At 40.9% G+C, this 25,334-nt stretch carries 23 protein-coding genes and 5 tRNA genes; 14 read left to right on the plus strand and 14 right to left on the minus strand.

Going from position 1 to position 25,334, the window contains the following annotated elements; genetic code table 11:
• Nucleotides 1-14 precede the first annotated feature (14 nt).
• Both AC1DO4_RS14190 and lpxB read left to right on the plus strand, forming a co-directional pair.
• Entirely contained in the window at nt 15-284 is a 270-nt protein-coding gene (locus AC1DO4_RS14190) for a hypothetical protein (RefSeq protein WP_477416864.1), read from the plus strand.
• The gene (gene lpxB / locus AC1DO4_RS14195; protein WP_477416866.1) at nt 281-1,393 is read left to right on the plus strand and encodes a lipid-A-disaccharide synthase; all 1,113 of its coding nucleotides are present in this window, start codon (nt 281-283) and stop codon (nt 1,391-1,393) included. Before AC1DO4_RS14190 ends, lpxB begins: the two co-directional genes overlap by 4 nt.
• A gap of 79 nt (nt 1,394-1,472) precedes the next feature.
• On the opposite strand, the gene AC1DO4_RS14200 is transcribed toward lpxB, so the two are convergent.
• The 4 genes from AC1DO4_RS14200 to AC1DO4_RS14215 all read right to left on the minus strand — a co-directional run bounded on the left by AC1DO4_RS14200 (nt 1,473) and on the right by AC1DO4_RS14215 (nt 3,425).
• Nucleotides 1,473-1,637: a hypothetical protein gene (locus tag AC1DO4_RS14200; RefSeq protein ID WP_477406521.1), complete on the minus strand. Its 165-nt coding sequence runs from the start codon at nt 1,635-1,637 to the stop codon at nt 1,473-1,475.
• Nucleotides 1,638-1,673: 36 nt separating this feature from the next.
• The gene (locus AC1DO4_RS14205) at nt 1,674-1,805 is read right to left on the minus strand and encodes a hypothetical protein (RefSeq protein ID WP_477416868.1); all 132 of its coding nucleotides are present in this window, start codon (nt 1,803-1,805) and stop codon (nt 1,674-1,676) included.
• Nucleotides 1,806-1,837: 32 nt separating this feature from the next.
• Nucleotides 1,838-2,011, minus strand: a complete 174-nt coding sequence (locus tag AC1DO4_RS14210; protein ID WP_477416870.1) for a hypothetical protein — start codon at nt 2,009-2,011, stop codon at nt 1,838-1,840.
• 217 nt (nt 2,012-2,228) lie between these two features.
• Complete coding sequence (locus AC1DO4_RS14215) at nt 2,229-3,425, minus strand: MFS transporter (protein ID WP_477416872.1); 1,197 nt, start codon at nt 3,423-3,425, stop codon at nt 2,229-2,231.
• A 681-nt stretch (nt 3,426-4,106) separates the two neighbouring features.
• On the opposite strand from AC1DO4_RS14215, the gene AC1DO4_RS14220 reads away from it, so the two are divergent.
• Both AC1DO4_RS14220 and AC1DO4_RS14225 read left to right on the plus strand, forming a co-directional pair.
• Entirely contained in the window at nt 4,107-4,652 is a 546-nt protein-coding gene (locus AC1DO4_RS14220; RefSeq protein WP_477416874.1) for an N-acetyltransferase family protein, read from the plus strand.
• A gap of 101 nt (nt 4,653-4,753) precedes the next feature.
• Nucleotides 4,754-4,827: transfer RNA gene (locus AC1DO4_RS14225), tRNA-Ala, on the plus strand.
• Nucleotides 4,828-5,087: 260 nt separating this feature from the next.
• On the opposite strand, the gene AC1DO4_RS14230 is transcribed toward AC1DO4_RS14225, so the two are convergent.
• The 4 genes from AC1DO4_RS14230 to AC1DO4_RS14245 all read right to left on the minus strand — a co-directional run bounded on the left by AC1DO4_RS14230 (nt 5,088) and on the right by AC1DO4_RS14245 (nt 10,280).
• Nucleotides 5,088-6,461, minus strand: a complete 1,374-nt coding sequence (locus AC1DO4_RS14230; protein ID WP_477416876.1) for a leucine-rich repeat domain-containing protein — start codon at nt 6,459-6,461, stop codon at nt 5,088-5,090.
• Nucleotides 6,462-6,572: 111 nt separating this feature from the next.
• On the minus strand, nt 6,573-7,670 hold the full coding sequence (locus AC1DO4_RS14235) for a hypothetical protein (RefSeq protein ID WP_477416878.1): 1,098 nt from the start codon (nt 7,668-7,670) through the stop codon (nt 6,573-6,575).
• A gap of 2 nt (nt 7,671-7,672) precedes the next feature.
• A complete protein-coding gene (locus tag AC1DO4_RS14240; protein ID WP_477416880.1) occupies nt 7,673-8,530 on the minus strand; it encodes a class I SAM-dependent methyltransferase in 858 nt (285 codons plus the stop codon).
• On the minus strand, nt 8,523-10,280 hold the full coding sequence (locus AC1DO4_RS14245) for an FAD-binding protein (RefSeq protein ID WP_477416882.1): 1,758 nt from the start codon (nt 10,278-10,280) through the stop codon (nt 8,523-8,525). The genes AC1DO4_RS14240 and AC1DO4_RS14245 overlap by 8 nt, the downstream gene beginning before the upstream one ends.
• A 72-nt stretch (nt 10,281-10,352) precedes the next feature.
• Here AC1DO4_RS14245 and AC1DO4_RS14250 point away from each other — a divergent pair, with 72 nt between their 5' ends.
• On the plus strand, nt 10,353-11,519 hold the full coding sequence (locus AC1DO4_RS14250) for a DegT/DnrJ/EryC1/StrS family aminotransferase (protein WP_477416884.1): 1,167 nt from the start codon (nt 10,353-10,355) through the stop codon (nt 11,517-11,519).
• Here the strand turns inward: AC1DO4_RS14250 and AC1DO4_RS14255 are convergent.
• Nucleotides 11,503-12,546 (minus strand): helix-turn-helix transcriptional regulator, encoded by a 1,044-nt coding sequence (locus AC1DO4_RS14255; protein WP_477416886.1) that lies wholly within the window; start codon nt 12,544-12,546, stop codon nt 11,503-11,505. The genes AC1DO4_RS14250 and AC1DO4_RS14255 overlap by 17 nt on opposite strands.
• Nucleotides 12,547-12,736: 190 nt before the next feature.
• On the opposite strand from AC1DO4_RS14255, the gene AC1DO4_RS14260 reads away from it, so the two are divergent.
• The 3 genes from AC1DO4_RS14260 to AC1DO4_RS14270 all read left to right on the plus strand — a co-directional run bounded on the left by AC1DO4_RS14260 (nt 12,737) and on the right by AC1DO4_RS14270 (nt 16,291).
• The gene (locus AC1DO4_RS14260) at nt 12,737-14,191 is read left to right on the plus strand and encodes an RtcB family protein (protein ID WP_477416888.1); all 1,455 of its coding nucleotides are present in this window, start codon (nt 12,737-12,739) and stop codon (nt 14,189-14,191) included.
• Nucleotides 14,192-14,300: 109 nt separating this feature from the next.
• On the plus strand, nt 14,301-14,924 hold the full coding sequence (locus AC1DO4_RS14265; protein ID WP_477416890.1) for a hypothetical protein: 624 nt from the start codon (nt 14,301-14,303) through the stop codon (nt 14,922-14,924).
• Nucleotides 14,925-15,049: 125 nt separating this feature from the next.
• The gene (locus tag AC1DO4_RS14270) at nt 15,050-16,291 is read left to right on the plus strand and encodes an adenylate/guanylate cyclase domain-containing protein (RefSeq protein ID WP_477416892.1); all 1,242 of its coding nucleotides are present in this window, start codon (nt 15,050-15,052) and stop codon (nt 16,289-16,291) included.
• A gap of 278 nt (nt 16,292-16,569) precedes the next feature.
• Here AC1DO4_RS14270 and AC1DO4_RS14275 read toward each other — a convergent pair.
• The 4 genes from AC1DO4_RS14275 to AC1DO4_RS14290 form a co-directional block, all read right to left on the minus strand.
• Nucleotides 16,570-16,640, minus strand: a tRNA-Gln gene (locus AC1DO4_RS14275).
• A 6-nt stretch (nt 16,641-16,646) separates the two neighbouring features.
• Nucleotides 16,647-16,720, minus strand: a tRNA-Cys gene (locus AC1DO4_RS14280).
• Nucleotides 16,721-16,728: 8 nt separating this feature from the next.
• Nucleotides 16,729-16,801 (minus strand) — tRNA-Ile (locus AC1DO4_RS14285).
• Between the two features lie 12 nt (nt 16,802-16,813).
• Nucleotides 16,814-16,888, minus strand: a tRNA-Pro gene (locus tag AC1DO4_RS14290).
• Nucleotides 16,889-17,287: 399 nt separating this feature from the next.
• On the opposite strand from AC1DO4_RS14290, the gene AC1DO4_RS14295 reads away from it, so the two are divergent.
• From AC1DO4_RS14295 to AC1DO4_RS14315, 5 genes are all read left to right on the plus strand, one after another.
• On the plus strand, nt 17,288-18,421 hold the full coding sequence (locus AC1DO4_RS14295; RefSeq protein ID WP_477416894.1) for an SBBP repeat-containing protein: 1,134 nt from the start codon (nt 17,288-17,290) through the stop codon (nt 18,419-18,421).
• 218 nt (nt 18,422-18,639) lie between these two features.
• Nucleotides 18,640-20,217, plus strand: a complete 1,578-nt coding sequence (locus AC1DO4_RS14300; protein WP_477416896.1) for a TROVE domain-containing protein — start codon at nt 18,640-18,642, stop codon at nt 20,215-20,217.
• 986 nt (nt 20,218-21,203) lie between these two features.
• Nucleotides 21,204-21,959 carry a nucleotidyltransferase domain-containing protein gene (locus AC1DO4_RS14305; RefSeq protein ID WP_477416898.1) on the plus strand — a complete coding sequence of 252 codons (756 nt, stop codon included), beginning with the start codon at nt 21,204-21,206 and terminating at the stop codon, nt 21,957-21,959.
• Nucleotides 21,956-23,029 carry a DNA polymerase beta superfamily protein gene (locus tag AC1DO4_RS14310; RefSeq protein WP_477416900.1) on the plus strand — a complete coding sequence of 358 codons (1,074 nt, stop codon included), beginning with the start codon at nt 21,956-21,958 and terminating at the stop codon, nt 23,027-23,029. Before AC1DO4_RS14305 ends, AC1DO4_RS14310 begins: the two co-directional genes overlap by 4 nt.
• Nucleotides 23,030-23,235: 206 nt before the next feature.
• Nucleotides 23,236-23,709, plus strand: coding sequence for a hypothetical protein (locus AC1DO4_RS14315; RefSeq protein WP_477416902.1), 474 nt, complete (start codon nt 23,236-23,238; stop codon nt 23,707-23,709).
• Between the two features lie 74 nt (nt 23,710-23,783).
• On the opposite strand, the gene AC1DO4_RS14320 is transcribed toward AC1DO4_RS14315, so the two are convergent.
• On the minus strand, nt 23,784-24,077 hold the full coding sequence (locus AC1DO4_RS14320) for a LytR/AlgR family response regulator transcription factor (RefSeq protein WP_477416904.1): 294 nt from the start codon (nt 24,075-24,077) through the stop codon (nt 23,784-23,786).
• A 330-nt stretch (nt 24,078-24,407) separates the two neighbouring features.
• On the opposite strand from AC1DO4_RS14320, the gene AC1DO4_RS14325 reads away from it, so the two are divergent.
• The gene (locus tag AC1DO4_RS14325) at nt 24,408-25,328 is read left to right on the plus strand and encodes a hypothetical protein (RefSeq protein ID WP_477416906.1); all 921 of its coding nucleotides are present in this window, start codon (nt 24,408-24,410) and stop codon (nt 25,326-25,328) included.
• Nucleotides 25,329-25,334: the final 6 nt, after the last annotated feature.

Raw genomic sequence — 25,334 nt, forward strand, 5'->3', positions numbered from 1 at the left:
CCGTGTTAAAAAACATGTTAAAAAACAACAGTATAGCGGCAGGGATAATTGGCGGTTTAATACTGCCGGGCATTAGTCTGTTCGTTTTTTTGTACTTACTAAAAGGTAACTTTTTAATATTCAACAAGCCGGGTGTGCCATACCTGGTGGCTATCGCTTTTAATTTGTTTATCACCAGGTATTGTTTTAAGCAGGGGTATGATAAAACCGGAGCAGGTATCATACTGGTTACCTTTGTATTTATGGCGGCTGTGTTTTTACTTAAATTACAACCCATCAGATGAAGTATTACCTGGTAGCCGGCGAAGCTTCGGGCGATTTGCATGGCGCAAATTTGATGAAAGCCCTAAAAGAGCTCGACCCAACAGCTGATTTTCGTTTTTTTGGTGGCGACCTGATGCAGGCCGAAGGTGGTACATTGGTAAAACATTATGCCGATATGGCTTTTATGGGCTTTGTGGAGGTAGCAGTAAATCTGCGCACTATCCTGAAAAACATGAAGGCGTGTAAACAGGATATTGTTGCGTATCAACCCGATGTTTTAGTGCTGATAGACTTTCCTGGTTTCAATTTAAAGATAGCGGAGTTTGCAAAATCTGCTGGATTAACCGTTTACTATTACATCTCGCCCAAAGTATGGGCCTGGAATCAGAAACGGGTTTTAAAAATCAAAAAGATTGTTGATCACCTGTTTTGTATCCTGCCTTTTGAGGTTGAGTTTTACAAAACCTGGGGAATGGATGTTGACTATGTAGGCAACCCGCTGCTGGATGCTAAAACTGCATTTAAACCCGAACCTGGTTTTTTACGGAAACATCATTTAACTGATAAAAAGATCATCGCCCTGTTACCCGGCAGCCGTAAGCAGGAGATAAGCTACTTGCTGCCCGAAATGATAGCGGTAACAAACCAGTTTCCTGATCATCAGTTTGTTATAGCCGGAGCGCCATCTTTTAAGCCGGATTTTTACAGTCGGTTTTTAAGTGGCAAAAACATTCCTGTAATATTTAATGCTACTTATGATTTGTTAACCCATGCCTATGCCGCTGTTGTAGCATCCGGCACGGCTACGCTGGAAACCGCTTTGTTTAATGTGCCGCAGGTAGTGGTTTATAGAGGGAATCCCCTAACCATAGCTATAGCACGCCTGTTGGTGAAAATTAAATTTATATCGTTGGTTAACCTTATTGTTGATAAGGGCATTGTAAAAGAGCTTATACAGGAGGATTGCAACGAACTGAAAATAGCCGCCGAACTTAACGCCATCATAAAGGATGATGCTTACCGTGCAAACATGCTGAGCAACTATGATGAGCTTGATGGGAGGATGGGGCAGCCAGGGGCATCGGCTAAAACCGCGGGCCTTATCATCAAATATGCTTTAAAAAAATAAAACCCTGTTTTGGCAGGGTTTTATCGTTTTCATAGATGTGTAGTACTTCGGATAGATAGATGTAGGGTATATATGATGATCAGGCAGCCTTGCTTGTTTGTTGCGTGGCAACCTGCGTGTTGTTTTTAACAAATTGATTTTTCAATTTGAAGTTTCTCAGATCTTCCAATAAAATGTTTAATAATTCATCGTCAAATCTGTTAATTAATTTACTCATTGATGGTGCAATTTTATAAGCTTTCATAGGTAGATGTTTTGTAGGTAAGTATGTTTGGTTTTATTAAGCCGCGCTTGGTAAAAGCCGTGATGCTTTTGCCTTAGCAGCTTTCAAATCATTCACCAGTATCATTTTTAATTCGTTATCAAAACGTGTTACTAATTTGTTGGTTGATGGTTTTCTGGTGGTTTTCATAGTTTAGTTTTTTTACGTTTAATTTCTTGTGTTTAGTCTTTCTTTTCAGTTTCCTGGTTTTCGGTAAGGTTGTCTTTACGGCGTTTTGCTTCGTTGTATTGCCTTAAAAGTTGTTCCTCATCGCGTGGGTCTGTTGTTTTTGTTGGCTCTACCGGATTTTCCCACTCTTTTTCTTCTTCCTTAACCGGTTTCTTAGTAGTTTCCATAACAGTTACGTTTGATAGGCTTTATTCCAATCCTGTGCCAAAATTTTTGCGGCGCGCAAAAAAAGGTATTAAATCGCCATGTTTTTTTTATAATAATGTGCAAATGGCTGTTTTTAAGCGGTTTTTATTGCCAGATTTTTTTTTATTTTTTTTGAGGTATAGTATTAATCGGCATCAAACAGGTGTCCGCTTAGTAATCAATAACCGGACACTTGCATTAATTCCGTACGTTTTTTTGATAACCAAGTAAGTGCGCTGCCAGGGCAATGGCAGCTAAAGCGGCGCCAATAACGCATACACCATTCCACTGGTAGCTTTTCCATACCTGACTGGCTAAAAACGTACCAGAGGCGCCGCCTATAAAATAAGATACCATGTATACCGTATTCAACCTGTTGCGGGCCTCTGGTATCAACGAGAAAATTATCGATTGGTTGGATATATGAGTAGCCTGCACACCCATATCAAGCACAATAACGCCTATAACTAAGCCAATGATACTATGGGTAGAGAAATAAAAAATGATAAAGGAGACGAGCACCAGCAACAAAGTATACCCCGATAATTTATAGGCATTCATTTTGTCACTTAATCTGCCCATCAGTCCGGCGGCTAAAGCGCCAAAGGCCCCAACCAGGCCAAAAGCACCGGCTACCGTACTGCCCGCATTAAACTGGGGTTGTTTTAGTAAAAATACAAGTGTTGTCCAAAAAGCGCTGAATCCTGCAAAGCACAGCGCGCCACGAAAGGCAGCCATCCTTAACTTAGGTTCTGTTTTAAACAAATGAATGAGCGATTTCATCAGGTTTTTATAATTGCCCTTGTAATCGGGCTCCACCTCGGGTAAAAAGAAAAACAGCATTAGCCACATAGCCAGCATCAGCCCGGTTGCTATATAGTACATTGCTCTCCAACCAAAGTGTTCGCCTACAAAACCGCTTAAGGTACGCGAGAGTAGTATTCCTATTAGTAACCCACTCATTACAAAACCTATTTTTTTACCCCGCTCATGCGGTTTAGCCAGGTGGGCTGCCATAGGTATCAATAATTGTGGTATTACGGATGATACGCCAACTAAAAAACCTGCTATAGTTAATATTGTTACAGAAGGGGCCAGTGCACTTATCAGCAGGGAGAAAACCACGAATATAAAATCAATCAATATTAACCGTTTTCGCTTAACCATGTCGGCCAGGGGGATGATGAACAGTAAGCCGGTTGCATAACCTATCTGTGTAAACAGCGATACCTGCTGCGCTTTTTTATCGGTGATGTTAAAAGTGTGCGCTATATCGGCCAGTAGGGGTTGATTGTAGTAAATATTAGCCACTACCAATCCCGTAGCGATGGTCATAACCCATAAAGTGAACGACGTTAAGTGAGGATGTGTTTTGGGCGACCGGGTAGCTATCATGGGCAGAAAAAATATAAAATGCGCCGCAAAAATGCAGAAGCAATCTTAAAATTATGCTTATTTAAAGTAATTTTTACACACGGGCTTACAATATCTCCAAAGGTTGGGAGTTTATTATTTTAGTAAAAACGAAGATTTTTTTCCTAATTGGAATAAAAAAATGAATTTTATGGCTATTTCTTATTTTTGTGGCCTTATTTTGGAATAAAATTTGAGTAAAATTCATTAAAACATTGATTTTTTAATGAATTTCAATATTTTTAACTTGTAATTTGTGTATATTTTATGTTATTGATAAAAAAATTTGAGTAAAACACAATTATTTATGGTTTGTTTTGCTTGTTAAATAGATTAAGATTAAAAAATTAAAAAATTAWCACWTTAAYAATRATTTATTTGTATTTTTGAGAATCAATCAGCAGAATTGAGTGGTTTTAATAAATGTTACAATAGAATTACAAAATAATGCTTGATAATATAAAAACTTAGTGTTACTTTTACACTATAACAAAAACACAAAATAGTCTTCTCATAATTTAGGTTTATAATTGGTTAGTAAAGGCCCCTGCCCATCAGGGGCTTTACTTGTTTTAAGGGGTTTTGTGTTTTAGCCGGTAAATCAGTAGCACACCATCATCACAGGTAGTTTCAATACTTATATTTAGATGCAAATAGCTTATTATGGAAAAAAACAACGCTGATCATGCAAAGGTTGTCATTCGCCAGGCCGGTGTAGCCGATGCGGGCGATATTCTTGATATTTACAACCACGCCATTGTGAACACAACAGCAGTTTATAGTTATGAACCGCATACCATTGCTATGCGGTTGGACTGGCTCGAGGATAAAAACCGAAGCAATATTCCTGTTTTTGTTGCCGATGTGGGCGGAAAAGTTGCTGGATTTGCAACTTATGGCCCCTTCAGGGCCTGGGCGGCTTATCAATATACCATCGAACATTCTGTATATGTACATGCAGATTATCGTAGGCGGGGTATTGCCAAAATGCTATTAATGCAGCTAATAGAAACAGTTAAGCAAAAATCTGTGCATACTATTATTGCGGGTATTGATGCGGATAATGAAGCAAGCTTGCAATTACATCAACAATTGGGGTTTATCCAAATAGGTACATTTAAGCAGGTAGGCTATAAATTTAACCGCTGGCTCGATCTTAAATTCATGCAGCTGATTTTAGATAACGCCCCGGCAATTCTGGAAAAATGAATCCCAAATGGGATGATGTATGCTAACAGGGCTTCAAAAAAATAAAATTACTTAAGGATTTTATTTTATGGCTTAAAGGTATATATTTGCACTCCCGAAATGGGGGATTAGCTCAGCTGGCTAGAGCGCTTGCATGGCATGCAAGAGGTCATCGGTTCGACTCCGATATTCTCCACTTATTGATTATCAGGCTTTTAGATTGGTTTCTAAAAGCCTGTTTTTTTGTGGGTACAACATAGGTACAACACTTTGCTTAAATTTTATTGAGATTTTCCAGTCGCAATCTGCGTGAAAATTTTTTGGCCAAAACGTTTTTGTCCCAGCGGATAGCGTTTTGTCATCCGTGTAGTTAATAAATAAATTAACTACAGACCGACCCTTATTGATACTAGCGACACAGGCACAAGTATATTAATTTTCATATATCAATCACTTCTATCTGGTTTGAAAGTGAATATCACAATGCGGCAACAACTGCTTTAACTGTTTCTTATCTTCTTTTGATAAGTAATTGTCATCCAATCTTATCTCCTTTAATTTTGTTAACTTTTTGATTTCAGGAGAAATGTAACGGACGGGATTATTCCAAATTTCAAGTTTTTCGAGATTAACCAACGAACCTATACAGTTAGGGATACTATCTATTTGATTATCAAAAATCAGCAATTCTCTAAGATTTGATAGATAGCGAATATTACCAGGTATGCGTTTAATCTTATTGGTATAGACCTGCAATGTTTGAAGCCCACTTAATTTACTATCTACGAACCCCAAGTCTTTAAACTCATTCTCTTCAATTGAAAGCCATTTTAGGTGAGGAATTGTCTTGATTTTTTCAGGAAACATTGACAATTTATTGCCAGAAATATCAAGGTCCTCTAAACTATCAAGATTTGAAAGATCGGTTTTAATTTCGCGGATTTCTGTTTTTCCTACTAACAAGCTTTTTAGCCCTCGTATTTTATACAAATCAATTGGAAGTGACTTTATGGGATTTGCACCCAAATAAATACTATGAAGTGATTTAATTTTATAAAGCTGTGGGGGTATCGTTGTGAATTTATTATCTGCGAGGTAAATTGTGTTAATCGGGAATGTGCTGACAGCATCAGGCAGGTAAGCAAGTCCAGCACCTTGAAGAGTTAAATACGCCCCCTCATTAGCCATTACAATCGACACCCCCAAAGACTTATAAAAGGTTTTCAATTTGCCTGCATCAATTTTGTTCACAATTTCTACTATACGCTTCTGCGCTAACGAATCGGATTGCCCTTTTTTGCTAAATAACCATGCCTTTACTATTCCCTTGCTTTTAATGCAGGGATATTGAAAGTTTGGATTCCATTCGATGTCATTCGTTTCAACTGCAGATCTATCGGAGTATCGGTATCGTTGAAAGGTTGGCATATCTTCCTCCTTTGTGGACGTGATGACAATACCACTATCAGGGATTGTAAAAGTTTTAGYCCATAGAAAAGTTGGAGGCAGCGCAGGATAACCTTCAATGCCGAAAACTATTCCCACCGCTCCTTTGGATGCTTTAGAGAAGATAAAAGTTGTATGTTCCTGCCATTTCAAAACATAATAAGAAACAGTAAAAATATATACTGCCGAAACTCCAATCTGTATTATTTTAAAATATTTAGTCTTGGAAGCAAAGTAATTAATGAGATAAAGTAATATTGAACTTATCATCATCAATATCCCTATTCCCAGCCCAAACCCACCAGTGAAGTAAATTATCACAAGCCCTAAACAGATAGCCAACATGGCAAGGGCTTTGAGTGGATTTTTTAATATTTTATTCATATTCAAAATCACCCAACCAATATTTATTGACTTTTATTTTCATTCGCTACTAACATTGCATTTCTGTTAATGTACTGTGTTTTTTGTTAATTTTGATTACGCCTATTTAACTCAATAGTCGTACACATGCTCAATAGTAACTTTATCATCTAAAAGTGTTTTGACAGTTGTACTTAGGTTTCCCACCGTTGTGACTAAAGCAACTCTACTTAAGCCCGGCGTAGTAAAGACCGGCTGAGTAAATAATACTTTATAATTGCCAGTTACATTTAACGCTTTATAGGTTAAAACAGTAAGCATAATTGCACCTTTATTCCCAGCAATCTCATTAAAAACAACACCATCTTTGGCCAGCTTACTAACCGCAGTATTAAATTCAGCATAACGGGGTAAATTAGCCAATACCATACCGTTTGGCAATACTTTTACATTATGTACAAAGCCGGTTGTATCCAGCCCTGAGGGTAGCCTATCCACCACTACTGCTGTTTGCAAAGAGGCTGTTTCATAAGCTGATTTGGTGCCGAGGCCAATCAGCCAGCCATAGCCACTTTTAACCAATAACTCGGTAGTAAGATAATAGCGTCTTTCCAGTTTACGAAGTAAATGCGGGCCAGATAAAGAGCTATTGCTCCACAACGATTTAAGCTGATGGTTAAAATCATACTCGTACCATGGCAATGTCTCAATAAATTTCACATAGCTGTGTTCATAATCGGCGTTGAACTTATCCTCGACTGTTATTTCTTCATTAGGGCTGGTATCCGTTATCCGGCCAATAATGGTCTCGTAAAATGATTTGATACCGTACTCAACGGTTGTGCTGCCGGCTATTACCCATATCATAACGTGGTAGCCGGTATTGAATGGGAAATTGCCTTTAATCTGATCATACATTACACCATTGCCACCCCACATTTGGTCAATATGCTTTAGGTAGGGAAATGTGGTTGAAGTGCGCGTTTTAAAGTAATCTGCCTGCTCAGCCGGACTAAAGACCAGGAACCACTCCGGATAGGTAAGGAAAGTTTGATCAGGTGGGCGTATAGCTGCCTGAGGTGTTAACGGATGCTGATCAGTTGCCAGCCAGGCTTTATCAACCAACAAGCCCTTCCCGGCTGGGAAAGTGGATGGCTTCGTGTTTTTAACAGCAAACGTTATGATGGCCAGCAGCAACGCAATTAATGCCAGTATCCTTAGCCTTCTCATGCTTATATTTTGGTAAACAACATTAAGGTATTGTCGGATGGATCTTTTTCTTGCAGTATGCGTTTATCGGCATCTTTAAACCCGCCTTTTTCAATAATTGCCGCCCATTCATCAGCGGATTTAAAGTTTTTGAAGTCTTTGGATTCAAACTCCCAGGCCTCATTAAATCCCACATTAAATACCGTGTGCACCAAAGAAACAAAAGTGGCCATGTCTGGCGTTTTAACATTATGATCGCGGATAACAAATGAGCCGCCAGGCCGCAGGATACGGCAGATCGATTTTACAAACCCATCAAGCTTAGCCACCGGGCAATGGTGCAAACCAATATAGCAGGTAACCACATCCAGGCTGGCATCAGGAATAATTGAATTGCTGATGGGATCATAACCATTAATATCCACAAAAGCCCCCAACTTGCCTAATTGCCCCCGTTCCATAATATCGCCAGGCGAATTGGTTGGCGCCAGATCGTTAATAAGATATATCGGACCGGTAACTTTGGTTTCTTTTCTTAGCTGACTAATATAACGGCCGGTAGAACCGATCTCGGCATAACCGTCGATCTGTTTTACACCGCCCAATAATTCTAGCGTTTGCCGAACGATCTCCTTTTTTTGCTTTTTGAGTGCCGGTAGCGCATAAGTTAATTCCGATAAGAATGGCTTAATGCTTCTCAGTTTGCTTTGCACCGATTTATAGATCTCTTCGTCGGTTTTACCGGCAGCGGTTTCTTCTTTTATCAGCTGATGGAATTTATCTTCAGGATACAAATGAAATATCACCTGCAAAAAGCGGTAAAAATCGTCGCTCCATTTGGTATCGTTAAATACTGCTTTAAATTCGGATGTATTAGACATTGCTTTTTGGTTTTAATGGTTGATAATAGGTATCCCAAAAAATGTTCCTGAATTTATAGTCAGGATCAAGCTTGGTTTTCAAGTCGAATAACTTTTGCGCGTTAGGATAAGCTTTATGAAACTGTGCGGTGGTTGGATGTACCTGGTAAGGCAAATAATAAGCACCATTTACAGCTATTACGGCATCGGCCAGCTCACGTGTCCATACAGCAACGGCATGTTTTGATGCCGGGTCTGTACGTTGTTTATAATAAACTACAAAAGCAAATACCTCTTCACGTGCCCAAGCCAGGTAAGTGCCCGGATCGGCTTTGGCATGGCGGATAGAGACATTTAACACGTTTACATTAAACCGGATAAATATTTCGGCCATGGTCTGTTCAAACTCCTCAAAGCGCTGAAAAGGAACAAAATATTCCAATAACACATAAGTGCTGTTGATGCGTGATTTAGGCTCCAGTTCGGCAACATCGTAACCGGCTTCGTAGTTGCGCCAGTGGATCCTTTTGCCCCTAAATAATAAAGGGTCAATTATAAACTCCCGGTAGGGCTTACCCAGCGGCCTTTCTGTAAACGCCCATAGGAAATACCGCTCCAGCGGATAAGATTCCTTCAGCGGCATCAGGCGGGTTTTAACAGTTGGTTTTTCGGTAGTTTCTATCCAGCTTACAGCTCGTAAACGCTTATATTTTGGCGGGTAGATATCGCCATTATGGAAAACTACCTGTGAATTATCGCGTATGGTTTTGAAGAAGTAATCCTTATATTCTTCAACTTTCATTTTTTTATCAATTCGTTTAATGGCCAGATTATCCGCTAACTCGAGCTCGGCCTGAACAATAATGCCAATGCCATTATAACCGCCGATAGCGCCAAAGAACACTTCTGGGTTTTCTGTTTTAGTGGCGTGCACTAATGAGCCATCGGCTAATACAACATCAATTGAACGTACTGATAAAACCACCGGCCCCATGCCCATATATCGCCCGTGTGCATTAACACTCAGTGCTCCTCCAACAGTGAAGTTGGCATAGGTTTGCATAATCTTGATGCTTAGGTCATATTCATCAATATATTGCTGAATATCGCACCAGCGGATCCCAGTTTGTACTTTGATGAGCTTATCTGTTGCAGAAAACTCTAGCACCTTATTCATTCCGCGCATATCAATATGCACGCTGTGCGGACTGGCCGTTTGTCCACCCATGCTGAAACGACCGCCGCCTACGGAGATAGCTCCGGTGGTGTTTTTAACAATTTCGCAAACTTCCCCAACAGAAGCCGGACGCACTATTTTAGCAACCAATACCGGGTTCAATCGGGTCACATCATCTATAATGCGCTCGTCGGTTTTTAGGTGTGGGATCTCTTTGCCTTCATCATTTTTCAAATAATCGGGCGCCGACCCGGGCACCGAGCCGTATTGATTTGTCGTATAATTCCCTTTCTTGAAACCTAATCGCCCGAATAACCATAACGGCCCAAGCACGGGTATTAAAACAGCAAACAGCCAGTAACCTGAATAGCCCTGATCATGCAGGCGTTTGATGGAAGTGGCCGTAATGATCAAGAATAGTAACGGATATAGTATAAACGTAGCACTTTCACCTATGGCAAATAATAACAAATTATAGAGCACATAAAAGGTACACCAGTAAAACAGGGAAGCCAGCCAAAAAGCCCCTTTTGATAAGCGGCCGTTAAAAGTAAATAGCAGATAGGTTACTGGTAGTTTTTGTTTCAGGCGCATAGATAGTATTGGCAATACGCTAATATATCATTACTTTCAATTATAATTATAGCCGCATATATAAATTGTAAAATGATACCCAGAGGTAAATTATATATCAGCTACAAGGATCTGGTTTCAGGAGCTTATTATTGCCTTACTGATCGCTTTCGCTCACAAAGGCCGGATGTTGATCAACACGCTAACGAACTGGTTTGTCTCTCGGTGAGAACTGGCATGGATCTGGTATTAAATGCTTTGAATTTTCCGCCGGGCTTCGAGATGATTGTTACCGATATCAGTATCCCGGATATGTTCGCCATAATTAACTGGCACGAACTAACACTTGTTCCTATTCCGGTTAATAAGTATACCTTAAATATGTCCCCTGTTCAGGTGGAAGCAGCAATTACACCTGCAACCAAAGCTATACTGATCACTCACCTTTTTGGTGGTATTATGGAAACTGAAGCGATAGTTGCCATAGCCAAAAAGCATAACCTCATTATATTTGAGGATTGCGCACAGGCGTATGCCGGTAATTTATATGGTGGGAATCCCGCATCAGATGTGGCGATGTTTAGTTTTGGCTTTATTAAAACCAATACGGCTATTAGCGGGGCGATGGTCAAAATAAAAGATCGGGCTTTATATGCAGAAGTTGTTGCACGTAATGCACAATACGATCAACAAGATTCTCTTGGATACTTTAAAAGGCTTTGTAAAGTAGCGTTGGTGAAGGTACTCACCAACAAAACCATTTATACCTTATTTTATAACGTCGTAATGGCCATGGGAAAGGATTTTGAGGAGGTTTTGGATGGCTTTACCAAAGGCTTCCCGGATGACGATGTTTTTAAACAAATCCGTTACCAGCCATCCACGCCAAATCAAAGATTGCTCCGAAATAAGCTTGCTAATTTTAATCAGCATAGTATTACTGAAAGGATACTGTTAGCCAATGATATTTTACCAAATATTCCCGATGACTATAAAATTGGTTTAAAGAATAAGAAACATACTTACTGGGTGATGCCTGTTGAAACCCATAATCCGGACGGGCTGATCAGCTACTTACGCAAAAACGGTTTTGATGCTTCACAAAAAGCATCGAGCTTAATCAGGTTGAGCCAGCCGGGCGTCGTTCCCAAACCTGAAGAGTTGACATTGGACAATCTTGTTTATTTACCAGTATATCCGGCAATGAGCAAAAAAGACCGCAATAGGTTAACACAGCTTTTAATCAACTTTCCGGGCTAATCTCTTTTTGTTCCGGCACCTTATAACTTTCCAACGTTTCATACAATTGTTTTTTGATCTGTTTGACCAGTATCCTTGGCCCAAGCACACGAAGCTTGGATCCAAAACCCAATAGCTCTCGCTCCAATTCAAAATTCATAATTACGCGTATGCTAAAAATTTTCCCTGTTTCATCTTCGCTCAAAAGCTTTTGCGTATGATGTAAAGGTTTGGTTACTACATAGGGCACATTTTTAGCGTCTATCCAAAACACTACTTCCACATCGCGCTGGCCGGGTGATTTAGTTACTCCTATCACGTCGTTATAATAAGTTGAGAAATCGATAGTGGTATTCTCAATATAATCTTCATCGTGCGCAGTAATCGTTTGTATCCTGTCCAAAGCAAGGTTAAGCAGTGGTTTATAACGCTGGTGCGATATACCTAATACAAACCAACGGTTACGATATTCCTTCAGCAGATATCCGCTAAAACAAAAGGTGCTGGCTTCCCTCGCTTTAAACGATTGGTAGGTTACACACATTGTTTTCTTAGCTACAATATACTTACGTATCACTTCTATCCACTCCAACCCCTTTAGATTGTCGTTCTTCTCAAAATCAATTACCGGCGCGCTTTGCGTTTTTTGTGTGTAGATCTTATCTTCCAATTTACTCACCATTTCATTCAGGTCGGTAAAGTGACTGAATCCTTTAAACTGTTTCAGCAGGTCGGATACCTCGGTTAGCACCTGCATATCCTGTTGGTTTAATGGACTGTTGGTAATGCTATAATTCTTATCGCTGTAGGTGTAATACTTTTTATCAACCACCACAATTGGCGCTTCGTATCCCAGTTTATTGCTGCGCATCATTTCCATATCGGCCTGTACCGTACGGCGGCTTACACCAGTATCAATGCCCTGGTATTCGTAAATAGCATCGCTGCAGGCATCTATCAAATCATCCAGCGTCCATTTCTTAAAACGGTTTTGCAGGCATTGGTCAATGGTGCGGTAGCGGATAAGGGCGTTGCGGTTAACAGGCATCGGTTTGAAATTTTTTTGATGAATTTATAAATTATTTTTCACTGCGCAAATACGCTGCGCACTTGGTGTTTCTCTTTGTACTGTCGAAAGGCTAAACCTGTTCACAAAACGCACCCTCTCTCAACTTGGGGAGAGGGGTTTTGGCCCGAAGACTATTAAATTGTTAAATGATATCTTTAGTATTAATATTATGGAAAAGGAAAAAATAGGCAACAACGAGTTAAAGGCATTAGGTATTAATGATGTGGAAGTATTGGTAAACTTTAGTCGTGTGGCTAATGGTTTGCTTAAACACAACGTAATGGCTAAACCCGAAATACTGGCCAATTTAGAAGCCTTAATTGACGACCCTATGCCCTACGCCTTAAAGAAAGGCGGCAAATTTAAAAACCTGGCCGAAGACGTAATTGCCATGCGCAAAGAGGGCAAATTTGTGAAGCAACAACGCAGCAACTTTAAGCTGAAAGAAGAAATAGCCGATTTCCCGGTATGGGGATTAGAGAATATTGAGGTTGGCGCTTTGGCGCAGATGCGGACTGCTATACAATTACCAATTGCCGTTGCGGGAGCTTTAATGCCCGATGCCCACCAGGGATATGGCTTACCTATTGGCGGCGTACTCGCTACTACTGCTAATACCATTATTCCGTTTGCTGTCGGGGTGGATATTGCCTGCCGTATGTGTTTAAGTATTTTCGACTTGCCGGCCGAAGCCATTGATACCGAAACCGACAAGCTGAAGAACATATTGGTTGATAACACGTACTTCGGGATGGGGTGTACAACCAAATCGTATTTCGATAGCTCGTTATTTGACAGCAAAACCTGGGGCGAAACCAAGGTGATCCGCTCGCTTAAAGATAAAGCCTATGCGCAATTAGGTACCAGCGGTACCGGTAATCACTTTGTGGAATGGGGCGAGTTGACCATTGGTGAAGGTGCTTTGGATGGCATCCCGGCTGGTAATTACCTGGCATTGCTTTCCCACTCCGGTTCCCGTGGCTTTGGGGGCAGCGTGGCCGACTATTACAGTAAAATAGCCATGACTAAAACCAAGCTCCCGCCCGAAGCCAAACACCTGGCCTGGCTTGACCTGGATAAGGACGAGGGACAGGAATATTGGATAGCCATGAACCTGGCCGGCGAATATGCCAGCGCCAACCACCACGAGATTCATAACAAGATAGCGAAGGCGCTGAACCTTGCACCGCTGATGCGTATAGAAAACCACCACAACTTTGCCTGGAAAGAGCAATTAGCCGACGGCACCGAAGTAATGGTACACCGCAAAGGCGCGACCCCGGCCGGCGAAGGTGTATTGGGTATTATCCCCGGCAGCATGAGCACCCCTGGTTTTGTGGTACGTGGTAAAGGCGACGCGACAAGCATCAACTCCGCATCTCACGGTGCAGGGCGTTTAATGAGCCGAAGCGCGGCCTTTAAAACTTTAGATAAAGCGGTGATTGCTGCCAACCTTGTTGATAAGCGCATTACCCTGATGGGCAGCGATATGGACGAAGCGCCAATGGCCTACAAAGATATCCATGCTATAATGGCTGCGCAGGAGAATTTGGTGGAGGTATTGGCTAAGTTTGAGCCGAGGATTGTGAGGATGGCGGATCCGAGGGAGAGGCCGGAGGATTGAAGGCCTGTAGACGGAGTCTACGGGCTTAATAGGTCGAAGTCGGAGACTTCGTACAGCAAAGGGTATAGGCATGGTAAACCATTAAATTTTAATTTAAATACAACAAAAGATGAATCAAGAACTTGAAAATTTCTCTTATGTGCAGGCTTGCCTACATTGGACACATAAGGCTTTAGTCGAAATTTCTTTTCTAAATAAAGAACGAACACCTAAAGAAATTGAATTGGTTAACGGATCGTTATTTGTATTTTACAGGATGACGCTACATTACATGTTTACGATGGAATACATCAAACTATTGGAAGGGGTAAATAATAGGTACCCCAAAAGTCATTACGGAAGTTTAGAAAAATTATCGCTTGCTGTTTACGATATGCAAGACGTTGACTTTAAACAAAAACACGAACAGAATCTGAAAATTTTGTCTGCAATTAAAGAAACTGATTTGTACATAAAAGTCAAAAATGATAGGGATAAAAAATTTGCACATACCGACGTAGATAGTAGTAATCCGTTCACCTTTCACAGTTTTACTGACACGGAAATTGAGGACGCTTTTCGTCAACTGAGTATGATGAAATCTGTCATGGATAATTGTTCAGGCAAATTTGGTTTTGAATTCATATTCCAACATGCAGACAACCGAACGGATAATTTTATAAAATTTCATACAAATTATAAGGAGTATTACTTCGCCAACTATTTTGACGCTGTATCAAAAGGCTATCATTAAGAATCTTGCAAATCTACGTGTAATGACGCTTACAATAGCGAAATGCTAATCTATTGCAATCTGCATTTTGTTGTATATTTACTAATTATCGATAGCACCAATAACCATAAGTAGATGTTTGCCCAATGATTGAACCTTACCTTATAGAAAATGTATTATCATCTTTATTTGACTTTTTAAAAAAAAATGTATTATATAGTCCGGCCGACCACGTAAAATTTGATTTTGTAATAGAAGAAAAAAACAACAGAAAAATCGCAATATTAGTTAAGGGGCAACAAATCTCGGTCAAAATACTTCGAGATATTACAGATTCGCTAAATGAAGATCCAGATATCACAGAATTCTATCTAATCAGCCCTGAAGAACCCAGTTCTGACCATAAAAGTATATTCAAGCGTTATTTAAGACCTAAAAATAATAAGAACGCTAAAATATTTTGGATTGGGATAAATAATTTTATACAGCTACAAGATTTAGGTATTGAACTAAGTGGTAATCTACGAGAAACACTACAAAATTTACAAGTTGCGGCTGTAACTTCAAAGCTTGAAGATTACAGCAATAACGTTATTGGTAACAATCTTGATGAAAAAAATGCTAAAGAGCATTTGAAGAAAAATTTGCAAGAAGTAAAAGACAATCGAGTGGGGAAAACAAACACTTTATTTGGCTTGCGAAGACAGTTTCCTTATAATGTAATCGTCGAATTAGAAAGAAATCCAGACGAGCTATCTAATAAATTAAGTTTTGGAAAAAAGTATGATGATGCAATTATTATTTTAACCGATATAAGAAATTTTTCATCAATTGTTTCTGTTTCAGATCCGGAAGAATTAAACGAATTAATGAGTAAATATTATTCTTCTGCTAAGAAATTGGTATTTAAATATAACGGAATTCTTGATAAATTTATTGGTGATGCAGTATTAGCAATATTCAATTACCCTGAAAAAGATAAATCCTCATTTATGAATGCAACGAAATTTTGCGCAGAATTAATATTAATGGGAGAAAATATTTTAAAAGATTATCAAAGAAATTTGGATCAAGAAATCGAAACTGGTACAAGAGTTGGTATAGCATCAGGTCCGATATATGCTTTAAATATAGGCTCCGATGAATATGAAGTGACATTTATCGGTGATAAAATAAATTTTGCAGCAAGGTTAGAAAAAAACTGTTCGGTAAATGGAATTTTAATGAGCAATCGTTTTTTTAATAAACTTGAAACAAATAGTCATGAATTTGCGGAGGCAATATATAAAACTGAGGTAAAAATAGACCCAACAGACGCGAAAGGTCAAATTGGTATAACCACCGCTTTTCAAATAGATAAAGATCAAATCGAAGCATTACTAAAATAATACCGCACACAACTGGTCGAAATTTCCAACCTCGACCCAACAYATGTTAGGCTTTCAACTTAACAACACCTTAATGCCAATCAAATCCGCAGAACCGGCATTGTTTAGCCTGCGGTGTCCTGGCCAGTTTTTGGCATTCAGCCTGTGGTCGGTGTTATCACTACACCACTTTAATTGCCTTTTTAAAGAAATATCTTTACTTCAAAACACGCCCCACCCTACCCACCTTTTCTAAAGGTGACCAAACAAAAAACCATACCATCGCTCCAAGAACCCCGTTTTCCTACATGGATTCGAACCACGATCTTCTGATCCAGAATCAGACGTGCTACCGTTGCACCATAGGAAAATTGAGAGGTCAGTACAAGGTTCGAACTTGTGAATAATCCTTTTGCAGAGGACTCCCTTAAACCACTCGGGCAACTGACCATTTTTTGTGGAAACAAAAGGACTTGAACCTTTAACCGGCACCGTATAAGGGTGTTGCTCTAACCATTGAGCTATATTTCCATAACATATTAGTAGGGTAACCCGGACTCGAACCGGGAACCTCTCCGTTCCAAACGGAGTAATCTAAACCAATTGATATACTACCCTGAAAATCTCCCTAAAACAAAAAATCCCCTTAGATTTATCTAAGAGGATTCAAGTATCTTGTTATATTTAAGTCAATACATAGCCTATCCTCTCTGATAAATCAGTTGGGGTATAGTACATTGTATTGTTGTTGTTTTCATGATGCAATAATACACAATTATTTTATAAACAAAGAAATTTCTGTAATATTTTTTATTCCATTGATCAAGCCTCATGACTATGAATCGTTAGGTGCCCAGAACGAGATTCGAACTCGTACAGTTGGCCCGTCCCCATCTCGCGCAAGTATACAGCGAAGGCTAACGGTCGGCGTACTTGTGTCGCGGCCATAATGTTCAAATATGTCACGAGTACGTCAGGCTTTATCCAACGCTACATACCCGCGCCAAAAAACGGTTAATGTTTTATTTCGGCTTTTTTTATTATTTTCAGCTCTATATTGATTACTCCATGATAAAAAAACCTATCCTTATCGTAAGGCACACTGTTTTATACCTGAGCCTTGTTCTTTTTTTTGCTGCATGTAATAAAAATTCCACAATCCCCACACCAACACYGCCGCCGACCCCTTCCAAGAAATGGATCGTTTCTACTGTGGCCGGATCAACCACTCCTGGGTTCAAAGACGGGGACAGTACACAGGTGCGTTTCAACAATGCACAAGGTATCCTCACAGACAATCATGGAAATCTGTTTGTAGGCGATCAGGGAAATACAAGTATCCGGCAGGTCACTTACTCGGGTCATGTAACTACCTATGCAGGTAAAAATATCGGCAACCCCATCCCGCTTTTTGGTAATATTTACAGTCTTGTCAGAAATAGCCAGGGCGATTTTTATACAATTGAATACAGTTTAATCCGGAAAATAACGTCGCCGACCAATAGCTCTGTTTTTTCTGGATCACTGTCAGTCAATTATTTAGATGGTACGGGGGCCAATGCCGCTTTCAACATTATCGGCAATATGGCCATCGACAATCAGGACAATATTTTTCTGCCAGACTATGATATGAGCAATAACTTTCGTCTGCGCAAGGTTACTCCCACTGGAGTTGTCTCCACTTTAACTTTGCATGACAACACAGGTTATCCCTCTAACGGACTACCAAATTATCATTATCTGTATTCCGTAGCGGTTGATGCATCGGGCAATATTTATGTAACAGGGAATGGGAACTGCCTTATAAAAAAAGTAGATCCCGCCGGCAACGTAACCATTCTGGCTGGGGCTGGCGATATCGGTTTTAAAGACGGAAAAGGAAACCTCGCCAAATTTAATACCATCCTGGGCATGACCTGTGATGCTTCCGGCAATCTCTGGGTGTGCGACGGTGACAATCATGCAATACGGGAGGTGACACCAGACGGTACGGTCACCACGATTGCGGGAAAGGGAGTAATGGGCTATTCGGATGGAAATAACACGAAAGCGCTTTTCAAGTATCCTTTTGGGATTACGGTTGATAATACAGGAGTTGTATTTGTTATGGATAACGGGAATAACAGGGTGCGGAAATTGGAGTATAAATAAGGTGTATATTTTCCACCGCTACCGCAAGCATCCCGCTTGTGGTTCATATGCTAAGCAGGCATTTCAGGATTTCAACTTGTACATGCCTCTTGAGAGTTCGAGTCTCTCTTCGGGCACCTTAATAATTTAGAATAAAATCAAAATAATTCATCTGCGCAAATACACTGCGCAGCACCCCTGTTTCTTTGTATCAACAATAAGAAATAAAGGAGGTCACAATGAAATTTAACCTGTTAAGCAAATTTAAAAACCAGACCGTTAACCACGCGGGTGCTAAAGCATTTACGCTGTCGCCTGAAATGGAGCTGTACACCGCCGTGGTTACCTGGAGCTTAAACGACTCTTTTTATGAAAAGGATGAGGCGCGTTTAAACCGCCTGCGCAAATTGATATATGAATGCAAGCCCGAGTTTGTGGGTAAGCTGGCCGTATATGCCCGCACCAAAATGTATCTGCGTTCGGTACCGCTGGTATTAGTTACCGAATTGGCTAATCTGCACTCCGGCGACAACCTGGTTGCCCGGGTTACTGATGGCGTAATCGGCCGTGCCGACGAGATCACCGAGCTGCTGGCCTGCTACGAAACGCTGAACAGGCGTACTGGCACTAAAAAGCTGAACCGCCTGAGCAAGCAATTGCAAAAAGGCTTAAGCACAGCGTTCAACCGTTTTGACGAGTACCAGTTTGGTAAATACAACCGCGACGGTGCCATCAAACTACGCGATGCCTTGTTCCTGGTTCACCCAAAAGCAAAGGACGAATTGCAGCAAGTACTGTTCAACAAAATAGTAAACGGCGATCTGCAAACGCCATATACATGGGAAACCGAGCTGTCGGCCTTAGGTCAGCTGAATTTTGACAGCGACGAAGCTAAGGCAGAAGCCTTCCGAGCTAAGTGGGAAGAACTGATAGATAGTGGCAAACTGGGTTACATGGCCCTGTTGCGTAACCTGCGCAACATACAGGAAGCCGGAGTAAGCTACAGGCACTTTGAAAAAGTGTGCAACCGTTTAGCCGATGCAGATGAGGTTGCCAGGGCAAAACAGTTTCCGTTCCGTTACCTGGCGGCTTATCGCGAATTGTTAAACGCAGGTGGTGAAGTATCGGCAAAAAGCATAGTACAACGTTTAAACGCTTTGCTGGCGGGTAATAAAGGTTACGCCGGTGAATTGTTGGATGCTTTGGAAAAAGCAGCACAGGCAAGCGCTGTAAACATCAAAGGATTTGACGAGAACACCCGTGTGCTGTTAGCCTGCGATGTTTCGGGATCAATGCAGGTACCGGTATCGGCCAAAAGCAAGATACTGTTGTACGATGTGGGCTTAATGCTGGCTATGCTGTTGCAATCGCGTTGCAAAAACGTGGAGGTGGGCATGTTTGGTGATACATGGAAAACCATTGTGGTGCCGCGTAATAACATCTTGGGTAACGTACAGGAGTTTTATCGCCGCGAGGGCGAGGTGGGTTACAGCACTAATGGCTACCTGGTTATCAAGGATATATTACAACGGAGGGTGCAGATGGACAAGGTGTTTTTATTCACCGACGCCCAGTTATGGAACAGCAATAACACTGCCGACCATATCCAAACCCTGTGGTTACGTTACAAGGCCGAGGTATCGCCAAGCGCAAAGCTCTACCTGTTCGACCTGAAGGGTTACGGACAAGCGCCATTGCAAATATTGCGCAATGACGTTTACCTGGTAGCAGGTTGGAGCGATAAAGTTTTTGAGGTGTTAGCTGCCTTAGAAAACGGAGGCTCGGCATTAGATGCTATCAATAATATAGAACTATAAGCCCCCTAACCCCCTAAAGGGGGAACAAGGGGTTTTTAACCAACACCCAACTCCCCCTTTAGGGGGCTGGGGGGAATAAGGATGCCGTAGAAACGGGATACTTCGCGCCATTGAGGGGGTGGGCAGTGTGGTTAAACATGCTGAGGGTTCGAGTCCTTGAGCGTTCCCCCGGCCCGCGTTCGCCTGTTGCTCCTTATAAAACATAAAAGAAGGTGTCGTAGATAAGTCTTACTTCGATTGGACGCTGGGGTTGGCGGTTCGAATCCGTCCCCGCAAGGGTAGCTCAACTGGATAGAGCACAGTGCAGATTGGCTTATTGCTTTTTACCCTTCTTTTTAAATGAATTAAAAAGGTGTCGTAAATGAGTGTTACTTCATAACGCTGCGGTCGCTGGTTCGATTCCAGCCCTGTAAAAGGGTACCTCAGTTTGGTAGAGGACAGCACACCAATAGTCACTCGTTGCTTTTTACCCTTTTTAAAGAAATTGAAAATATTAAGGTGCCGTAAATATGTGCTACTTCGTGGCGCCGGTTCGATCCCGGCCTTTGGAAGTAAATTCCAATGTAGCTCAGTTGGTAGAGCAGTGCAAGCACGTATTGACCGTAGCCCTTAAGAATAAAGAAGATGCCGTAGGCCAGCGTTACTTCAACCTGTCACGTTAACACGCTTACCAGATTGTTGCTCTTCTTTTTAAAATACCTAAACCTGAAAAAGGTGCCGTAAACTGGTGATACTTCGGTATGATGTTCCCTATGGGGAAAGGTGCAGATTCGAGTTCTGCCTGCAAGTAATTGTAGTAGTCTAAATCTAAAAAAACTCACTGGTTGCTTTTTGCCCTTTTTTAAAAAAAAACAATGAAAGATGTCGTAGGTGGGTGATACTTCGCCCGGTTGAATGCCGCGAAAGCGGTACAGGTTCGAATCCTGAAAGCCACCTGTCGCTTGTTGCTCTTTCATTTTTATTTTGTAATCTTATATTATTAAATCATGACTAAAACTATCCTTCAAAAACTGTCCGAACTGGAACAGAATGAAAATATAAAAATACTGTATGCCTGTGAATCAGGCAGCCGGGCCTGGGGTTTTACCTCGCCTGATAGTGATTTTGATGTTCGCTTTATATATACCAGGCCGCTAAACGATTACCTGGGAATAGAAGAGCTGCCCGACAATGTGGGATTACCGGTTAACGAGGTGTTGGACATCGGTGGCTGGGATATCAAAAAAGCACTAAAGTTATTCCTGAAATCAAACAGCACATTGTATGAGTGGCTGCAATCGCCAATCGTATACCAGGGAGATTCAAACTTTGCTGATGACCTGCGTAAGCTGATGCCGGAATACTTTTCATTACGTTCAGGCGCTAACCATTATCTATCAATGGCGCACAATACACTTCGGGATGATCTGCAAACCGAACAGGTAAAGCTAAAGCGCTACTTTTATGCACTTCGCCCGGCATTAGCCTGCTTGTGGATCGTTGAGAAACAGGCGGTACCACCTATGGAATTCGAGCATTTGAGAGTTATGATAACCGACAATGAAGTTCAAAACGCAATAGACGAACTATTGGAAAGGAAAAAAGTGGCTGATGAAAAAGCATCTATATCGCCCGTCCTGATACTTAACCAATGGCTAAGCGATACACTTGACTGGTGCAAAGAGCAAATAGCTGCGCTTCCATCCGAAAAGAAGTACCCGGATGAGTTGAATAATATCTTTAGAAAGTATATCCAGCCATGACCTACGAACAGCTAAAACAGCAAAAAGAACTGATCTTGCTGGATTGTATCAGCGGCAGCATGGCTTATAACCTGAATGTTGCCGGTTCTGACGTGGATAAGAAAGGAATCTTTATTATGCCTCAAAAGCAATTATATGGATTTGAGCAACAAGATCAGATTGCTAATGCAACCAACGATGAAGTTTACTTTGAAATAGGCCGTTTCCTGGAGCTACTAGCGAAGAACAACCCTAACATACTGGAACTGTTAAGCACGCCAAAAGAGCATGTGTTATTTCGTCACCCGGTAATGGATCTGATCAAACCGGAAGATTTCTTGTCGAAACTCTGCCTGGATACATTCGCCGGATATGCACAAACACAGATCAGGAAAGCCCGCGGCTTAAATAAAAAGATCAATAAACCATTAGACGCTGAACGTAAATCTGTGTTGGATTTTTGTTTTGTGATCCATAATAATGGCAGTATCCCATTAAAGGAATGGCTGAAAGAATATGGTTTCAGCCAGGAAGAATGTGGTTTAGTGAATCTGGATCATTTCAGGAGTGTTTACTTATTGTACCATCAAAAACAGTTAGTAGAACGGCGATTTAAAGGAATATCATCTGGTCCCGATGCTGATGATGTTCAATTAAGTTCTGTACCTAAAGGAATAGAAAACATAGCAGTAATGAACTTTAATAAAGATAGTTATTCCATCTACTGCCGTGAATATAAAGAGTATCTGGAATGGGAAGAAAAGCGAAACGAACAACGTTATCAAAGTACACTATCACATGGTAAAAGTTATGATGCTAAGAATATGATGCACACCTTTCGGCTTTTGAGCATGGCCGAAGAGATCGCCCTATATCAGCAGGTAATTGTCAAACGCGAGGACCGTGATTTTTTGTTAAAAATCCGTAACGGGGAGTTTGAATTTGACGACCTGATGAAAATGGTTGAAGAAAAAATGGAGCAGATAAAAATGGCATATGAAAAGTCTACTTTGCCTGATAGGCCTGACATTCATATAGCTGAAAGCTTGTTGATCCAGATACGCGAAAGATTTTATGAAATTGAACATTAAATATTATATCACTTAACTAAAATTTCTACCTATTTTAGTTAAGTGATTACCCTTGCTCGTTTATCACAATGTCGGATATCATCACCTATTTATACAACAAATCTTCGGCTTTAAAGATAAGCAATGCTGAAAACACCTCTTTGCACCGTATAAATCGAGACAATTTAAATACTTACATCACAGGAACGTTAGACTAATCGGAACCAATGAAGCAACCAAAATTTATTGGAGTTAAGTTTCTCACCAGTTTGAGCTTTTTTGTTTTTATTTTGTATGGATGCTCGCATCAGCAAATTAAGTTTAACAGGGCTCAATGGGACGATGGCGACATAGAAATTTATCCATATCGCGATGCAATGCTCAACGATCTGTTTACAAACTACCATTTAAAGGGTATGAGTTACCGTCAACTTACAAAGCTACTTGGTGAGCCTGGTCGTTGGGAGAATGTAAATATTGATAGCCCATATTATGTAATCAATACTGATTATGGGAATGATATTGATCCTGTTTATACTAAAACATTAACTATGCTTGGCGCATTACGTATCAAGGACAATTATTACAACGATACACGTAGTGTTGCCTTGGCTATTAGCTATAACTTTGGTAAGCAAAGGGTAAAGGATAAGCGAGACCGCGATACCGGTTCGCAGGATGTAAAAGGAAGATTAATATAGTTAGTTAGACTTAAAATACAGAAAAGAATCTCATGGAGATGATACGGTGAAAACACCGGCCCAATGCCGAACAGCTAATTAACTAAACCGCGGATAGCATTATAATAGGCGCTGCTCACCGGTAATTCAATGTCTACCAATTGTACCTTACGATTTTGCAGGGATCTTATTTTACTTACCGAAACAATATAGCTGCGGTGAATACGCTGGAATTTATCAGGCGCTAGCTTTTTCAATACCTCTTTTAATGGCATCAGCGTAAGCACAGGTTTGTCATTAGTTAAATGAATCCGTATATAGTTTTCCATGCTTTCAATATACTCGATGGTGTTTAGGTCGATCTTTACAACCCGGTATTCCGAATGCACATACAGGCTTTCGTCTGTATTATTCAGTTTTTCGTTTGTACCCGGCTGTTCGAAGTTGGGGACTTTGAACAGCCGGCCACAGGCTGAATAAATAGAAAAGTTGTTTTGGTGTTTTGCTTAGTGATTGGGGTTGCTAAAGGGCGTACGGGAGGTAGTGCTGTGGAAAATACCGACCACAGGCTGAATAAAAACGCGTAATATCCGCATGGTAATCACGTAGTTAAACTCGTGCCCATGGCAAAAATACATTGTTATTTTGTTATGTGATTTAAGATAAGGCTAAGGAAAAGCCTTTTATATTTTAACAAACAATTAAAACATCAAACTACCATGAAACATTTTAATCATTTAATTTTTACATTTATTACTGCAACTGTAATTCTTACCTCTTGTGGTAAAGATGGCGCTGTAGGGCCCGCGGGGCCGTCAGGTACTGCAGGCACAACCGGAGCCGCAGGCGCTGTTGGTGCAACCGGTGCTGATGGCACCAAAATTTACTCTGGCACAGGCACCCCTGCAGTAACGCAGGGAACCACAGGCGATTTCTACCTTGACGTTTCTAACAGCAATTTTTATGGCCCTAAAACAAGTTCAGGATGGGGAGCAGCCACCAGCCTGAAGGGAGCAACAGGAGCTGCAGGAGCAGCAGGGACCGCAGGCTCTAAAATTTATAGCGGCGCTACCGCACCGGCATCTTCATTAGGGGCAGATGGAGATTATTACTTAAATTCTACTAATTATTTATTTTACGGCCCCAAAGCAAGTGGCGCATGGCCCTCACCTATTAACCTAAAAGGAGCCAAAGGCGACCCGGGAACAGCGAATGTAATATATTCTGACTGGTATACCCCAGCTACATATGCCAAAACAACCATTTTTGGCACGATTAACTTTACAGCCGATATCGCTGCCTCTAAAATTACCCAGGCTATTTTAGACAATGGCGCAGTAGTAGTATATGCCAGGCTTAATGGATATAACCCTGCTATATGGCCTACTAACCAGGTGAGTGCCTTACCAATTGCAATTAATTATATGAGTGGCGCTACTCCTAACCTTGATACATGGTCGGCACTTTGCACAGTTGGGAATGTAAGGATAAGCTTAACCAGTAGTACAAATGCTTACAGCAACATATCAAACGCACACCAATTCAGGTATATTATAATTCCGGGTGGCGTACACACACTCAGCGTTGTCAATCTCAAAAAATATAAAGAGGTACAACAAGCATTGCATATAAATGACTAACCTGTA

The sequence above is a fragment of the Mucilaginibacter sp. P5_A6 genome (genome assembly GCF_056400585.1).

Excerpts from the sequence above, each read along its gene's own strand:
- AC1DO4_RS14190 (WP_477416864.1), top strand. The coding sequence starts at position 15 with ATGTTAAAAAACAACAGTATAGCGGCAGGGATAATTGGCGGTTTAATA.
- lpxB (WP_477416866.1), top strand. The coding sequence starts at position 281 with ATGAAGTATTACCTGGTAGCCGGCGAAGCTTCGGGCGATTTGCATGGC.
- AC1DO4_RS14200 (WP_477406521.1), bottom strand. The coding sequence starts at position 1,637 with ATGAAAGCTTATAAAATTGCACCATCAATGAGTAAATTAATTAACAGA.
- AC1DO4_RS14205 (WP_477416868.1), bottom strand. The coding sequence starts at position 1,805 with ATGAAAACCACCAGAAAACCATCAACCAACAAATTAGTAACACGTTTT.
- AC1DO4_RS14210 (WP_477416870.1), bottom strand. The coding sequence starts at position 2,011 with ATGGAAACTACTAAGAAACCGGTTAAGGAAGAAGAAAAAGAGTGGGAA.
- AC1DO4_RS14215 (WP_477416872.1), bottom strand. The coding sequence starts at position 3,425 with ATGATAGCTACCCGGTCGCCCAAAACACATCCTCACTTAACGTCGTTC.
- AC1DO4_RS14220 (WP_477416874.1), top strand. The coding sequence starts at position 4,107 with ATGGAAAAAAACAACGCTGATCATGCAAAGGTTGTCATTCGCCAGGCC.
- AC1DO4_RS14235 (WP_477416878.1), bottom strand. The coding sequence starts at position 7,670 with ATGAGAAGGCTAAGGATACTGGCATTAATTGCGTTGCTGCTGGCCATC.
- AC1DO4_RS14240 (WP_477416880.1), bottom strand. The coding sequence starts at position 8,530 with ATGTCTAATACATCCGAATTTAAAGCAGTATTTAACGATACCAAATGG.
- AC1DO4_RS14245 (WP_477416882.1), bottom strand. The coding sequence starts at position 10,280 with ATGCGCCTGAAACAAAAACTACCAGTAACCTATCTGCTATTTACTTTT.
- AC1DO4_RS14250 (WP_477416884.1), top strand. The coding sequence starts at position 10,353 with ATGATACCCAGAGGTAAATTATATATCAGCTACAAGGATCTGGTTTCA.
- AC1DO4_RS14255 (WP_477416886.1), bottom strand. The coding sequence starts at position 12,546 with ATGCCTGTTAACCGCAACGCCCTTATCCGCTACCGCACCATTGACCAA.
- AC1DO4_RS14260 (WP_477416888.1), top strand. The coding sequence starts at position 12,737 with ATGGAAAAGGAAAAAATAGGCAACAACGAGTTAAAGGCATTAGGTATT.
- AC1DO4_RS14265 (WP_477416890.1), top strand. The coding sequence starts at position 14,301 with ATGAATCAAGAACTTGAAAATTTCTCTTATGTGCAGGCTTGCCTACAT.
- AC1DO4_RS14270 (WP_477416892.1), top strand. The coding sequence starts at position 15,050 with ATGATTGAACCTTACCTTATAGAAAATGTATTATCATCTTTATTTGAC.
- AC1DO4_RS14300 (WP_477416896.1), top strand. The coding sequence starts at position 18,640 with ATGAAATTTAACCTGTTAAGCAAATTTAAAAACCAGACCGTTAACCAC.
- AC1DO4_RS14305 (WP_477416898.1), top strand. The coding sequence starts at position 21,204 with ATGACTAAAACTATCCTTCAAAAACTGTCCGAACTGGAACAGAATGAA.
- AC1DO4_RS14310 (WP_477416900.1), top strand. The coding sequence starts at position 21,956 with ATGACCTACGAACAGCTAAAACAGCAAAAAGAACTGATCTTGCTGGAT.
- AC1DO4_RS14315 (WP_477416902.1), top strand. The coding sequence starts at position 23,236 with ATGAAGCAACCAAAATTTATTGGAGTTAAGTTTCTCACCAGTTTGAGC.
- AC1DO4_RS14325 (WP_477416906.1), top strand. The coding sequence starts at position 24,408 with ATGAAACATTTTAATCATTTAATTTTTACATTTATTACTGCAACTGTA.